The sequence below is a fragment of the Priestia sp. SIMBA_032 genome (genome assembly GCF_046535215.1).
Taxonomy (GTDB): domain Bacteria; phylum Bacillota; class Bacilli; order Bacillales; family Bacillaceae_H; genus Priestia; species Priestia aryabhattai.
The window spans coordinates 431,764-445,776 of sequence record NZ_JAWRXD010000001.1 but is presented as its reverse complement, the minus strand read 5'-3'; the positions used below and the strand labels follow the sequence as shown (position 1 = coordinate 445,776).

Below are 14,013 nucleotides of genomic sequence, written 5' to 3'. Positions count from 1 at the left end.
ATGAAAGTCATTACAACAATTAAAGACATGCAGCAGGAGATGAAAAAAGAAAAGCAGCTTGGACGTTCAATTGGATTTGTCCCGACGATGGGCTATTTGCATGAAGGCCATGCTACTCTGCTTGGAGCAGCTCGCACAGAAAATGAAGTAGTGGCGCTAAGTATTTTTGTGAACCCGACTCAATTTGGACCAAATGAAGATTTTGATACGTATCCAAGAGATTTTGAACGCGATGAGCGCGTGGCAAAAGAAGCTAACGTCGACTATTTATTTTATCCTTCAGTAGAGGAAATGTATAAGTCAAGCCGTTCAGTTGCTATAACAGTGACGGATCGTGTAGACGTATTGTGTGGACAGAAGCGTCCCGGTCATTTTGACGGAGTAGCCACGGTGCTAACAAAGCTTTTTCACATTGTAACACCAGATCGTGCATACTTTGGTAAAAAAGATGCACAGCAAGTTGCTGTGGTAGATGGTTTAATTGAAGACTTTAATTTCCCCGTGGAGCTTAGAGCAGTAGATACGGTGAGAGAAGCAGATGGATTAGCTAAAAGTTCTCGTAACGTATATTTAACAGATAAAGAAAGAGAAGAGGCACCTGTTTTATTTAAGAGTTTACAAAGCGCTCTGCAGCTTCTTGAAAGCGGAGAGAAGCAAGTAGAACTCATTAAACAGACCATTCAAAAAGAAATTGAGCAACATACGAGTGGTAAAGTGGATTATATCGAGGCTTATACGTATCCAGAGCTAAAAACGATTAAGCAAGCCGCTGGAAAAATCATTATCGCTTTAGCCGTTCAATTCTCTAAAGCTCGTTTAATTGATAATGTAATTGTAGACGTACAGGGGGATAACTAAATGTTTCGCACGATGATGAACGCTAAAATACACAGAGCTCATGTAACCGAAGCCAACTTAAATTATGTTGGCAGCATCACCATTGATGAAGATATCATCGACGCAGTAGGAATAGCGGCAAACGAAAAAGTGCAAATTGTAAACAATAATAACGGAGCTCGCTTGGAAACGTACGTGATTCCCGGCGAACGAGGGAGCGGCGTAGTTTGTTTAAATGGAGCTGCTGCAAGACTCGTGCAGCCTGGAGATATCGTCATCATTATCTCTTATGCGCTCGTAGCAAATGAAGAAGTAGCTCACCATCATCCAACCGTAGCGATTATGAATGAGCAGAATAAAATCCAACAATTGCTTAAACAAGAACCAGCTGGTACAATTCTATAAGAACAGTCCCCCTTTATGAGGGGGATTTTTATTTGAATACATACGCTAGTAAGTGAACGGTATAAACCTCTATACACACTAAAGTAAAACTTCTATGTATGAAAGCCTCTCTGTTTTTCACGAGAAGGAGTTGCGCTTTTAAAGCATATAGAGCAGGCTTTCACTTTATACTATAAAAAGACAGACTTGCGAGGTGTTGACCGTGAATAAACGCTTTGTTGTGGTAGATCTTGAAACGACGGGACATTCTCCAAAACAAGGAGATAAAATGATTCAATTTGCTGCTGTCATAGTAGAAAACGGCAAAATTGTTGAACGTTTTTCTAGTTTTCTAAATCCTGGTATGGATATTCCGCCTTTTATTACACAACTAACTAACATTCAAAATGATATGGTGAAAGATGCGCCTTTATTTGAAGAAATTTCACCTAAAATTATAGAATTGCTAGATGATGCTTATTTTGTTGCACATAATGTGGCATTTGATTTAACTTTTTTACAAGAAGAACTCTATCAGTGCGGGATGGAGACGCTTTATAATTCAACCGTAGATACCGTCGAACTGGCCCGGATTCTGCTGCCTACAGTTGATGGGTACAAACTTAGCCAATTAGCTGAGTATTTACATATTGAACATGAAAACCCACATCAAGCAGATAGTGATGCAGAAGTAACGGCACGTATTTTACTTTTACTAATTGAGAAATTAAAGAAGCTACCTCTAACAACCTTAAAGCAGCTGTATGCGCTAAGCCTGCACTTTAAAAGTGAAATTGGAGAACTGATTCAACAAGTTATAGATGATAAAAGTTATGCTGAGGATGATTCTTATGAATTTATACATGGTATTGCGCTAAACAAATATCAGCCGCATTCAGCTAATGAAAAGCAGCACTCTCATACTTACGAAATATTTGAAACTGAAAAGCAAAAGCTGTTTCATCAGGCTCTGCCATTGTTTGAAGAACGAAAAGGGCAGTGGGAGATGATGAACTTTGTACAAGAGTGCTTTGCAGGTAACGAGCATGCTTTAATTGAAGCGGGGACCGGTATCGGTAAAACCTACGCTTATTTAGTTCCTGCCGTGTTTTATGCTTCTGTTCATCACCACCCAGTCATTATCTCAACCAACACGGTAACGCTTCAGCAGCAAATCATCGAAAAAGATGTGCCTATTCTAGAAAAGATTGTTCCGTTTCCTGTTACAGCAGCTGTTTTAAAAGGAAGAGAACACTACATTAGTATAAGAAAATTTATTCAGCTCTTAAAAGAGCGCAATAATAATTACGATGCGATTCTCACAAAAGCGAAGCTGCTTATCTGGCTGACGGAAACGGAAACGGGCGACAGCGATGAAATAAACCTGCCTTCTGGCGGCAAACTTTTTTGGGAACAGCTAAATGAAAGCAATCCGTCTCCAAGTGACTTTAAGCATCCTTGGAAACTTTATTCTTTTTATGAACGAGCGCAGAACAGAGCGCAAAATGCCCATATCGTAGTGACAAATCATCGCTTGCTGTTGATGGATGTGATGAGTAATCATGAGCTGCTGCCTGATTATGAACAAATTATTATTGACGAGGCTCATCACTTAGAAGACATTGCCGGAGAAGAACTGGGAGAGCGCTTAGATTATTTTGCAGTTCATGCGCTATTAAACAGAATCGGAACTATTCAAGACAAAGGGCTGTTAAAAAAAGTTCATCATACGTTTGTAAAATATAGCATCGAGCTTAACACTGAACTTCTTCAAAACCTGTTTGTGCAGCTTCATTCTGAGTGCGATGACTTATTTCGCTTGATTCATTCTTTTGTCCAAAAAAGAATCGGCAATCAGCAGGGCGAGATTGGAAGAAGCAGCTATCGATATAAAGTGGAAAAGGAGCATGGGCATTACTGGACGGCTATTCAAGAAGCAGCGTCGCGCATTCGTTTTTTAATTCACGATCTTTTTACATGGAATGATGGGGCAAAACATTCCTTTGACGAACTATATGACAAAGTCACAAAAAATGAACAGTCGTCTCTTCATGAATTTCAAACGGCTGTTAAAGGATTTGAGCATATATCTCAGCAAATAGAAAAGCTTTTGTTCAAACAGCAGAGCAATTATGTAACGTGGTTTGAGATTGAGCCAAAAGGAGCAGCGAATGCTACGTATATCTATAGTCAGCCTACTTCTATTGCCGATACGCTGGCTGATGAATTTTTCGCTAAGAAACAAAGCGTTATTTTAACTTCGGCTACATTGACGGTGAATGGAACATTCGATTACTTAATTCAAGAGCTAGGGTTATATGACTTTCAGCCTGCTCAACTCATTCTTCCTTCCGAGTTTGATTATGAGAAGCAAGCTCGAGTGTATATTCCTCAAGATATGCCTGCTGTTAACGAAGTATCATTATATGAGTATAGCGCTATGATGGCAGAAAGTATTCTTGACGTAGCTAAAGTAACAAATGGCCGTATGCTGGTGCTTTTTACTTCATATGATATGTTGAAAGCTACGTATGGTTATTTAAAAGAGTTAAACGATCTTGAAGAGTTTGTCCTGCTCGGTCAAGGAGTCACAACTAGAAATCGTAATAGACTGCTAAAGGACTTCAGCCAGTTTGAGCATTCCATTCTTTTAGGTACAAACAGCCTGTGGGAAGGAATTGATCTGCCAGGAGATTTATTATCATGTCTCGTAATAGTCAGACTTCCTTTTTCATCTCCAAATCAACCTCTGCTGACAGCAAAATTTGAGCAGATGAAAAAAGAAGGAAAAAGTCCTTTTATGAATTATTCACTTCCTCAGGCCGTTATCCGTTTTAAACAAGGATTTGGACGGTTGATTCGTTCCAAAAGTGACCGAGGAGCTATATTTATTTTTGATAACCGTATTACGCGAACAGCATATGGGTACCATTTCCTTCACTCGCTTCCAAAAGTCCAGGTTGTTCAAAAAACGTTTTCGAATATCTTACTGGACTACAAAGAATGGTGGAATGAAAAGACTTGAGCATACGCTTAAGTCTTTTTTTATGCATACTGTTTCTTCACTTGAGAGACGATAGTAATATACTATGATAAGCAAATGAGGACAGTGTATGATTAAAATATTGCTAAGTGCTGTACTGTTTTTTAGTTTTATGAACTATTCGGTTTCAGCAGCCGTCATTAAAAACGTAGATTTTGGTTTGCAAGCTGATGAAGTAGTGATTACCTTTCTACCTCTTTCCGCTGGAGAAGCGAGTTTGATTCAAGACGGAAGCGGTAAGACTATTTTGATAAATACGGGTAATGCATCTTCCTATCCCGAGCTAAAGAAGTGGTTGAAGCGATATAAAGTAAAAAAAATCAACCAATTAGTGATTACAAAACAGCAAAAGTACTATGATTCAAATGTTCAGCGAGCTGCGAATGATTATCATATAGATCGTATTATTGTCCCCGCTCAGTACCAGGCGGAATTTCAAACAGAGAAGTGGAAAGAAAATGATTTATTTCAGTTAACAAATAATATACACGTTGATGTCTTGCATGCATCGAAGCAAAAAATAGCGGCTATGGATCTATTATTTACGATCGGAGAACATCGGATTCTATATGCAATGAGCAGCTCAGATGAAGTAGAAGAAAAGTTTTTACGCATTCCTCTTACCCATGTAGATGTATTGAAAATTCCTGATTTTGGAGAGGGAACATTTTTTTCGAATGCATTTTTGAAGCAATTAGATACACAGCTTGCGGTTGCGTTTACGAAACCAGGCCGTTCCTATTCCCCTCGACTGCTTTCAAATTTAACAGCTGAATGGATTGAATTATATGATGTAAGAGAGGGGAGCGCTTACTCTATTAAAATGTCGCTAAAATCCTATGATGTGATGAAATTTTCTGCAAAATAAACAAATTTCCTTTTGCAAAAAGAGGTAAATTCCTTATAATATTATATATGTTTACTTATTTATTCGGTTTTTACGCAAAACGTACAGACGGGATTGATGAGTGAAAAAGATGACGATGGTTTTTGATACCTGTTATAATACGGATATCGTCATTTTTGCGTCGTGATAGACGAGCTAGGAGGTTTACAATGGAAAGCAGGATTGAAGTATTATCAACTGTCCGCGTGGAAAATTCCTCGGATTTATATAAAATTGTTGATAGTTTGAATCGCACGTTGAAAAAGCAAGATTTGATGTTCGGATTAGCGTTAGATGAAGAAGATCAAAGCAAAGCTGTATTTACAATTTATCGTACATAAGTAGGGATTTTATGAAAAAGTTAATTATTGTAGCCGTAGCTGCTGTGCTTTTAATTATCGGGGGCATTTCTTTTAGTATTTATCACTCGTCCGTGAAGGATGTGCAGTCTGCTGAAGAAAAAGCAGCATCCCAAGCAAAAAAAGAATTTAATTTGAAATCTGTTACAAGCACCCAGCCATATTTCGGCAATCATGCATTTTATGTAGTAGAAGGTACAAACCGAAGCAATCAAAAGGTAATTGCTTGGATGCCTAAAAGCAAAAAACAAACAGCTGTTTTAAAGAAAGCAAGCAGCGGGATCACAAAAGAAAAAGCCATTTCTATTGTGAAAAATGATAAAAATCCGCAGGAAATTAAGTCGGTGCGCCTAGGCATTGAAAAGAAAAAGCCGCTGTGGGAAGTAACATATGTGGATAAAGATAAGAAACATTTAACATACTATTATCTTGATTTCTCTAGCGGTGAATTTATAAAACGATACAGCTTATCTCAATCATAAATCGTTTATACCATATGAAATGCCATATGTGTCATAATATAAGATTTCAGCGCTTTATGAAAATGAAGCCAATTTTTTATCTATAATCAGCCCGCGGGCTGATTATAGCTTTAGTTCATAGGGGGAGATTTTAGTGAAGTTAGCAAAACGTGTATCAGCATTAACGCCATCATCAACATTAGCGATTACAGCAAAAGCGAAAGAATTGAAAGCGGCTGGTCATGATGTGATTGGGCTTGGAGCAGGGGAACCTGATTTTAATACGCCGCAGCACATTTTAGAAGCGGCTGTTACAGCAATGAATGATGGTCAGACAAAATATACGCCAGCAGGCGGCCTTGCACCATTAAAAGAAGCGGTAATTCAAAAATTCAAACGCGATCAAGGCCTGACGTATTCACCTTCTGAAATTATTGTTTGTACAGGTGCTAAGCACGCACTGTATACGTTATTTCAAGTTCTGTTAGACGAAGGTGACGAAGTGATTATCCCAACTCCTTACTGGGTGAGTTATCCTGAGCAAGTAAAGTTAGCAGAAGGTACACCAGTATTCGTTGAAGGTTCTGAAAATAACGAATTTAAAATCACACCTGAACAATTAGAAGCGGCTATTACTGCTAAAACCAAAGCTGTTATTATCAATTCACCAAGCAACCCAACAGGTATGATTTACACAAGAGAAGAGCTTCAAGCTTTAGGAGAAGTTTGCTTGAAGCACGATATTTTTATCGTATCAGATGAAATTTATGAAAAGCTTGTATATGGTCAAAATGAACATGTATCGATTGCACAGCTTTCACCAGCATTAAAAGAAAAAACAATTATCATTAACGGTGTTTCTAAGTCACATTCCATGACGGGCTGGCGCATTGGATATGCGGCTGGTGATGCTACAGTTATTAAAGCGATGACAAACCTAGCGAGTCACAGCACGTCAAATCCAACATCTATTGCTCAATATGCAACAATTGCTGCTTATAACGGTACTCAGGAGCCGGTGGAAATGATGCGACAAGCTTTTGAAGAGCGTCTAAACGTAATTCATGAAAAGCTGATTAACATTCCAGGGTTCTCATGCTTAAAACCACAGGGTGCTTTCTACTTATTCCCTAATGCAATTGAAGCTGCAAAATTAACTGGTTTTGATACAGTTGATGCATGGGTAGAAGCTATTTTAGAAGAAGAGAAGGTAGCCTTAGTTCCTGGATCAGGATTCGGTTCACCTGAAAACGTACGTCTTTCTTATGCTACATCACTAGATCTGCTAGAAAAGGCATTGGAACGAATTCAATCATTCATGACTCGTCATATGAAATAAAAAAGATTATATTTAAAAACAAAAGAGCCTTTTAGCACAAATTACGCGTGTTAGAAGGCTCTTTTTGTTTGTTACTTGTTATTATGTTTGTCGAAATGTATAATAGGATGGCATACATAATTACGAAATGTAAGTTTTTTGGAGGGATATTAATCGTGAAAATTACGATTTCAGAAGCAAGCAAGCATGTAGGAAAAGAAGTAACAATTGGTGCTTGGTTAGCGAATAAACGTTCAAGTGGTAAAATTGCCTTTTTACAGCTGCGCGATGGATCAGGATTCATGCAAGGAGTAGTTGTAAAAGCTGAAGTAGAAGAAGAAACTTTTAAATTAGCTAAATCTATGACGCAAGAATCATCACTATATGTAACAGGTGTGGTACGTGAAGATGAGCGCTCACCGTTTGGCTATGAGTTAACAGTTACAAGCCTCGAAGTTATTCATGAAGCTGTTGATTATCCAATTACGCCAAAAGAACATGGAACAGAGTTCTTAATGGATAACCGTCATTTATGGCTGCGTTCTAAACGTCAACATGCCGTTATGAAGGTTCGTAACGAAATTATTCGTGCAACGTATGAATTCTTTAACGAAAACGGGTTTACAAAAGTAGATCCTCCAATCCTAACAGGAAGTGCTCCTGAAGGAACAACAGAATTATTCCACACGAAATATTTTGACGAAGATGCATATCTTTCTCAAAGTGGCCAGCTTTATATGGAAGCAGCGGCAATGGCGCTTGGAAAAGTATTTTCATTCGGTCCAACGTTCCGCGCTGAAAAATCTAAAACACGTCGTCATTTAATTGAGTTTTGGATGATTGAACCAGAGATGGCTTTCTACCAATTCGAAGATAACTTGAAAGTACAGGAAGAGTATGTGTCTCATGTCGTACAGTCTGTTTTAACAAACTGTAAGTTAGAGTTAAATGTACTAGGCCGTGATACATCTAAGTTAGAACAAATTAAAGCGCCATTCCCTCGTATTTCCTACGATGAGGCTCTTAAATTCTTACATGAAAAAGGATTTACAGACATTCAGTGGGGAGATGACTTTGGAGCACCGCATGAAACGGCTATTGCAGAAAGCTATGACAAGCCGGTATTCATTACACACTATCCAACGTCATTAAAACCCTTTTATATGCAGCCAGATCCAACAAATGAAGACGTAGTATTATGTGCAGACTTAATTGCACCAGAAGGCTACGGAGAAATCATTGGAGGCTCTGAACGTATTCATGATCAAGAGCTTTTAGCTCAGCGTGTAGAAGAGCACCAACTAGATACAGAAACGTACAAGTGGTATTTAGAGCTTCGTAAGTATGGCTCAGTTCCACATTCAGGATTTGGTTTAGGCCTTGAGCGTACGGTAGCATGGATTAGCGGCGTAGAACACGTTCGTGAAACGATTCCATTCCCACGCTTATTAAACCGTTTATACCCGTAAGGAAGTAAAAAAAGTATTCTGACTTTTATAGTCAGGATACTTTTTTAGCTTTTTTTATGAATCATAAAAAGAAAAGAAAAACGAGGCTTTTACTTATATCACAAGGAAACAAAGGTAAACATAGAAGAGAGTCTAACTTAAAAGGGAGTTGCAATTCTCGAAAAAATAAGTTAGTGTAATATTCTTGGAAGGAAGTCATCGTTCGTATATATTTTATATGTGCAGAGCAATGGTACGGTTTCAGCGGAAAGTTTTACATAGAAGCTTTTTTAGCTTCGAATAATTATTACTTTGACTATAAACTTCATGATATACTAACTACTGAGGTGTTCGGATATGAAAAAAGAAACGTTAATTGAATGGTTTGAACAAGGCACAGTTTCAATTCCGAAGCTGCTGTTTAACCACTATAGCGATTTGGGAATGAACGAAACGGAATTCATGACGTTAATGCATATTTATGTTTCCATTGAAGGCGGTGAAGGTTTCCCGACACCTAACGAATTGGCGGCAAAAATGAGTATTTCAAGTGCTGTCTGTATGGATACGCTGCGAGCATTAATTCAGCGCGGCTTTTTATCTATTGAGCAAGATCAACAGCAAAACGCCCTTATTTGCGAACGTTATTCATTAAAACCGCTTTGGGAAAAGCTTATTCATCATATGATGCACGAAACAAGAGAAGTAGAAAAAAGCGAAGAAGAACAAGAAGAGCTTAATTTATATACAATGTTTGAAAAAGAGTTTGGCAGAGCATTGTCTCCGTTTGAATGCGAAACGCTAGCGATGTGGATTGATCAAGACCATCATGATCCAATTATTATTAAAGCGGCACTAAGAGAGTCGGTGATGTCTGGAAAATTAAACTTCCGGTACATTGATCGTATTTTATTTGAATGGAAGAAAAATGGCATTCAGACCATTGATCAAGCCCGCAAGCATAGCCAAAAATTTCGTCAAAATCAACAGCCCAAAAAACTATCTTCTGTTAACCCTTCTCAGTCTACATCAGCCATTCCTTTTTTTAACTGGCTAGAGCAATGACAGGATAAAAAGCTGCTTCAAGATCCAAGTAATTGAATCTTGAAGCAGCTTTTTTAAAAGAGTATGGACAAAAGTAGCATTTGACAGGAACCCTATTGTAAAATAGGAGGGAACTACCTGTAAGAAGAAGGAGAACTAGTATGTTAACGTTAAAACAAATCAGACAGTGCCTAGATGCTATGGCAGAAATGTTTCCTGACGCCCACTGTGAGTTAAATCATCGGAATCCCTTTGATTTAGTCATTGCTGTGGCGCTATCTGCTCAGTGCACAGATGCTTTAGTCAACCGCGTAACAGCGGATTTATTCAAGAAATATCAAACGCCTGAAGACTATTTAGCCGTTTCGTTAGAAGAGCTGCAGCAAGATATTAGATCAATCGGCTTATATAGAAACAAAGCTAAAAATATTCAAAAGCTCTGCCGTATGCTCATTGATGAATACGGAGGAGAAGTTCCAACAGATCGTGATGAGCTGACCAATCTTCCAGGAGTAGGGCGTAAGACAGCTAATGTTGTTGTATCCGTAGCTTTTGGAGTACCGTCAATAGCAGTAGATACGCATGTAGAACGTGTAAGTAAACGCCTTGGAATTTGCAGGTGGAAAGATTCCGTTTTGGAAGTAGAAAAAACGCTGATGAGAAAAATTCCGAAAGATGAATGGTCCGTTACGCATCATCGACTTATCTTTTTTGGACGCTATCACTGTAAAGCACAGTCTCCTCAATGTCATGTCTGCCCGCTTCTTGATCTTTGCCGAGAAGGCAAGAAACGAATGAAAGGAAAAGAGAAGAAGACAAATGTTACCGATTGAAGTGCCGTCACATTTCATATGCGAACCATTTTATTCAAAAGAAGATCGGGTTCTTGAAACAGATAAAAAAAATAGAAGAAATTATTTTGCTTATGATATTTTATACGATGTACATAAAGAAACGAAAACACCTTGGAGGGATGTTCAAAAGAACATACGGCCATTTTTTGAAAAGTGGGAAACTCAAAAGGAAGAACTGTATACGCTTTTTTCTCAGCGAAAAGCAAAAGAAGCAGCGCCTTGTATGAAACAAGCTGCTGCTATGTATATTAGTTTACTGTTTTGGATTAATGGACAGCCCGTTCGGCGTTTAAATCGGCTGCAAGAAGACATAGCGGACCTAACCTATAAGCCTATTAACTGTGCTGAGAGACTTATGTTTTTGCTGCAGCGAGTTTCTTCTTATCAAGCGTATATTCAGCTGACAGAATTATTTAATGAACTGCGTAAGCAATATGCAAAAATGCTTATTCTTCACAAGAAATAAAGCCCCTACACGTGTAGGGGCTTTTTACTGCTACGTTAATTTTCAGTTGTTGGCTCTTGCTGCGGTGTAGCAGATGTTGACGGCGTCGATGGTGTAGCAGGAGTTTGTGGTGTTTGACTTCCTGAGTCACTTCCACCGTTGTCTGCTGGAGGAGGAGTTGTGCCTCCATTATTATTGTTGTTGCCGTTATTACCTTCGTTAGCATTGCCGCTATCGTTATTGTTATTATCGGTATTGCCACTATTGCTACCGCCGCTATTGCTGCCATTATTGCCATTATTGCTGTTTTGGTTATCATCCGGCTGAGTAGATGAATCATCACCTTGATCAGAGCCGTTGTTTTGATCAGTGTTGCTATTGTCTTCATTTTGATTATCGTCCGTTGTTCCATCATCTTCAGGCTTAGTAGAATCATCTTCCGTAGCTTGATCTGATGAATCAGGGACTTTTACAGAAGAACTAGCGCTTTGGCCCGTATTTGTTGTTACGGTGAAACTATACGTTGCGCCTGGTGCTGGGTTGGAAATTGTCTTTCCACCGGCTCCTGCGCCAGATGCGAGTTGTTCAGAACCGTTAGGAGATGACATTGTGACTGTAAAGGTCGTATCACTGGCTGCGTTTGATGCTGACCAGTTAACTGAAATTGCTCCTCCGCTATACGAAGCAGTAATTTTTGGCTTCACATCTTTATTGTCTTTATTGTCTTTTTTCTCTTTTTTGTCCTCTTTTTTATCTTCTTTCTTTTCTTCTTTTTCTTTTTTCACAAACGTTTGAGATACTTTTGTCGGTGCAGTACCGCGCACAAAGTATTCTTTCGTAATTAAGCTCGAAGGAGTAGAGCCGCTTGGGCGTTTTAAGTCTTTGCCCGTTGGTTTTTCCACGGAACGTTCAACTACGCTGTCCGGCTGCTTGAAACTTCCTTTAGGTTTGCCTTCAGAAATATGAGTAATAACATGCTTAAAGATATTTTTTGCCATGCCTGTTTCATTAGGACTTAAAATATAGCCGTCTTTAGCAGTTTCATAGCCTGTCCATACGGAAATCGTATAGTTTGGCGTAAACCCATTAAACCAAACGTCTTTTTCACCAGCGTCTGGAATATTGTATCGTTGCTTTTCTGCAGCACTAAAGTTCGAAGTTCCTGTTTTACCGGCAATTTCTAATCCTGGTGTACGAACAGCACGAGCTGTACCATAGGATTCGTTTACAACAGATTTCATCATGTCCGTCATCATAAATGCCGTGTAATCTTGCATTGCGCGTTTTGGTTTTGGCGTTAAATCAATTTCTGTTCCATCAGGAAATTTTACCTTTGTCACTGTATGCGGTGCATTGTACATACCTTCATTTGCAAAAGCACTATAGGCTCCAGCCATTTGTAGAGGTGTAACACCTGTACGGAAGCCTCCGATAGAATAAGATTCAGAATAAGCTTCGCCGTCTTCTTCATCTAATTTTAGCCCAAGGCCTGTAGCGAACTCTTTTGCTTTGTCCGCACCGGTTGCTTGAAACGCTTTTAAAGCAGGGATGTTCAGTGAACGTCCTAAAGCTTCACGCGCTGAAACCCAACCTTTATAGTTGCGTCCAAAATTTCGGATTGGCGTGCCGTTTGAATAATGATATTCTTCATCTTTTATTGGTTGTCCAGTAGACCACTTTAAGTTCTCAATCGCTGGACCGTAATCTAAGATTGGCTTAATTGTTGAGCCGGGCTGACGTCTCATATTTGTTGCAAAGTTTAAGCCGCCTGATACTCGATTACGTCCGCCTCCAATTGCTTGAATACCGCCTGTTTCATTATCTACAACGACAAGACCTGCTTGGAATTTATCGTTCGGGAAGTTGACTACTTTGTTATTCATCACATCATCCACATAGTCCTGAGCATTAGTGTCAAGCGTTGTATAAATTTCTAAGCCCGCAGAAAATGGATCCGCGTCTGTTTTCTTTTTTACTTCCTCGATTACTTGATCAATAAATACATCGTACTTAGATGTTGATTCAGTTTGTTTAGCTAAATGAGCCTGTACATCTACTTGTTTTGCTTTGTCGGCTTCGGCTTGTGTAATGAAGCCGTTTTTAGCCATTAAGTTTAATACTGTGTTACGGCGTTTAGTAGCATTCTCTGGGTTTGTAACTGGGTTATAAGTAGTTGGCGCTTTTGGTAAGCCCGCCAACATAGCAGCTTCATCAAGAGTTAAATCTTTTACGCTTTTAACTCCGTAAAATTTCTCAGCTGCTCGTTCAATACCGTATACTTCACCTGATGCGAAATATATTTTGTTTAAATACATTTCAAGAATTTGTTGCTTCGAATATTTGCGCTCAAGCTGGTAAGCTAACCACATTTCTTGTACTTTACGTTTAACCGTCTTCTTTGGTGATAAGAACGAGTTCTTTACCACTTGCTGAGTAATCGTACTACCGCCCTCAGCACCGAAGCCGTTTTTAAAGTTCGCCATTAATGCTCCGCCAATACGGTAAAAGTCGACGCCGTGATGTTTATAAAAACGAACGTCTTCCGTAGCGATAAATGCGTTTTTGACGACTTGAGGGATTTCATCGTATTGCACATATGTACGTTTTTGAGCTCCAATTTCTTTTACAACTGTCTTTCCATCGTTTGCATATACTTTAGATGAAAAAGAGTTTTTTAATACCGAGTCATCAACTTTTGGAGCATCGCTTATCATGGCAAAAAAAGTTCCCACTCCGGCAATGAGCCCGATGATTCCTATCAGTAAAACTGCGGCAACAATTTTACGAAATAGGCCTCCTTTTTTCTTCTTTTTCGGTTTTCCTTGAGATTTACCTTCTGGTTTGTTGTCATTCATAGCTCTTCGTCGTTCTTCACGAGAGCGATAATTATCTGACATAAAAACTCCTACCTTTCAACGCATTGTAAGAGAATGA

At 38.9% G+C, this 14,013-nt stretch carries 12 protein-coding genes; 11 read left to right on the top strand and 1 reads right to left on the bottom strand.

Going from position 1 to position 14,013, the window contains the following annotated elements:
* The 11 genes from panC (at position 1) to SB717_RS02175 (ending at position 11,100) form a co-directional block, all read left to right on the top strand.
* Positions 1 to 858, top strand: coding sequence for a pantoate--beta-alanine ligase (gene panC, locus SB717_RS02225; protein ID WP_410903128.1), 858 nt, complete (start codon positions 1 to 3; stop codon positions 856 to 858).
* On the top strand, positions 859 to 1,242 hold the full coding sequence (panD, locus tag SB717_RS02220) for an aspartate 1-decarboxylase (RefSeq protein WP_028407965.1): 384 nt from the start codon (positions 859 to 861) through the stop codon (positions 1,240 to 1,242).
* A gap of 202 nt (positions 1,243 to 1,444) precedes the next feature.
* A complete protein-coding gene (gene dinG, locus SB717_RS02215) occupies positions 1,445 to 4,246 on the top strand; it encodes an ATP-dependent DNA helicase DinG (protein ID WP_074678390.1) in 2,802 nt (933 codons plus the stop codon).
* An 88-nt stretch (positions 4,247 to 4,334) separates the two neighbouring features.
* On the top strand, positions 4,335 to 5,132 hold the full coding sequence (locus tag SB717_RS02210; RefSeq protein ID WP_074678388.1) for a ComEC/Rec2 family competence protein: 798 nt from the start codon (positions 4,335 to 4,337) through the stop codon (positions 5,130 to 5,132).
* Between the two features lie 188 nt (positions 5,133 to 5,320).
* A complete protein-coding gene (locus tag SB717_RS02205; protein ID WP_013056102.1) occupies positions 5,321 to 5,491 on the top strand; it encodes a YpmA family protein in 171 nt (56 codons plus the stop codon).
* Between the two features lie 11 nt (positions 5,492 to 5,502).
* A complete protein-coding gene (locus SB717_RS02200; RefSeq protein ID WP_025749368.1) occupies positions 5,503 to 5,991 on the top strand; it encodes a cell wall elongation regulator TseB-like domain-containing protein in 489 nt (162 codons plus the stop codon).
* Positions 5,992 to 6,124: 133 nt separating this feature from the next.
* Positions 6,125 to 7,309 carry a pyridoxal phosphate-dependent aminotransferase gene (locus tag SB717_RS02195; RefSeq protein ID WP_410903127.1) on the top strand — a complete coding sequence of 395 codons (1,185 nt, stop codon included), beginning with the start codon at positions 6,125 to 6,127 and terminating at the stop codon, positions 7,307 to 7,309.
* Positions 7,310 to 7,464: 155 nt separating this feature from the next.
* Positions 7,465 to 8,757 (top strand): asparagine--tRNA ligase, encoded by a 1,293-nt coding sequence (gene asnS, locus SB717_RS02190; RefSeq protein ID WP_074678384.1) that lies wholly within the window; start codon positions 7,465 to 7,467, stop codon positions 8,755 to 8,757.
* 336 nt (positions 8,758 to 9,093) lie between these two features.
* Positions 9,094 to 9,801: a DnaD domain-containing protein gene (locus tag SB717_RS02185; protein ID WP_045293840.1), complete on the top strand. Its 708-nt coding sequence runs from the start codon at positions 9,094 to 9,096 to the stop codon at positions 9,799 to 9,801.
* Between the two features lie 140 nt (positions 9,802 to 9,941).
* Complete coding sequence (gene nth / locus SB717_RS02180; protein WP_013082330.1) at positions 9,942 to 10,613, top strand: endonuclease III; 672 nt, start codon at positions 9,942 to 9,944, stop codon at positions 10,611 to 10,613.
* Complete coding sequence (locus tag SB717_RS02175) at positions 10,600 to 11,100, top strand: YpoC family protein (protein ID WP_410903126.1); 501 nt, start codon at positions 10,600 to 10,602, stop codon at positions 11,098 to 11,100. The genes nth and SB717_RS02175 overlap by 14 nt, the downstream gene beginning before the upstream one ends.
* Before the next feature lie 35 nt (positions 11,101 to 11,135).
* Here SB717_RS02175 and SB717_RS02170 read toward each other — a convergent pair whose 3' ends face one another.
* Positions 11,136 to 13,976, bottom strand: a complete 2,841-nt coding sequence (locus SB717_RS02170; protein ID WP_410903125.1) for a PBP1A family penicillin-binding protein — start codon at positions 13,974 to 13,976, stop codon at positions 11,136 to 11,138.
* Positions 13,977 to 14,013: the final 37 nt, after the last annotated feature.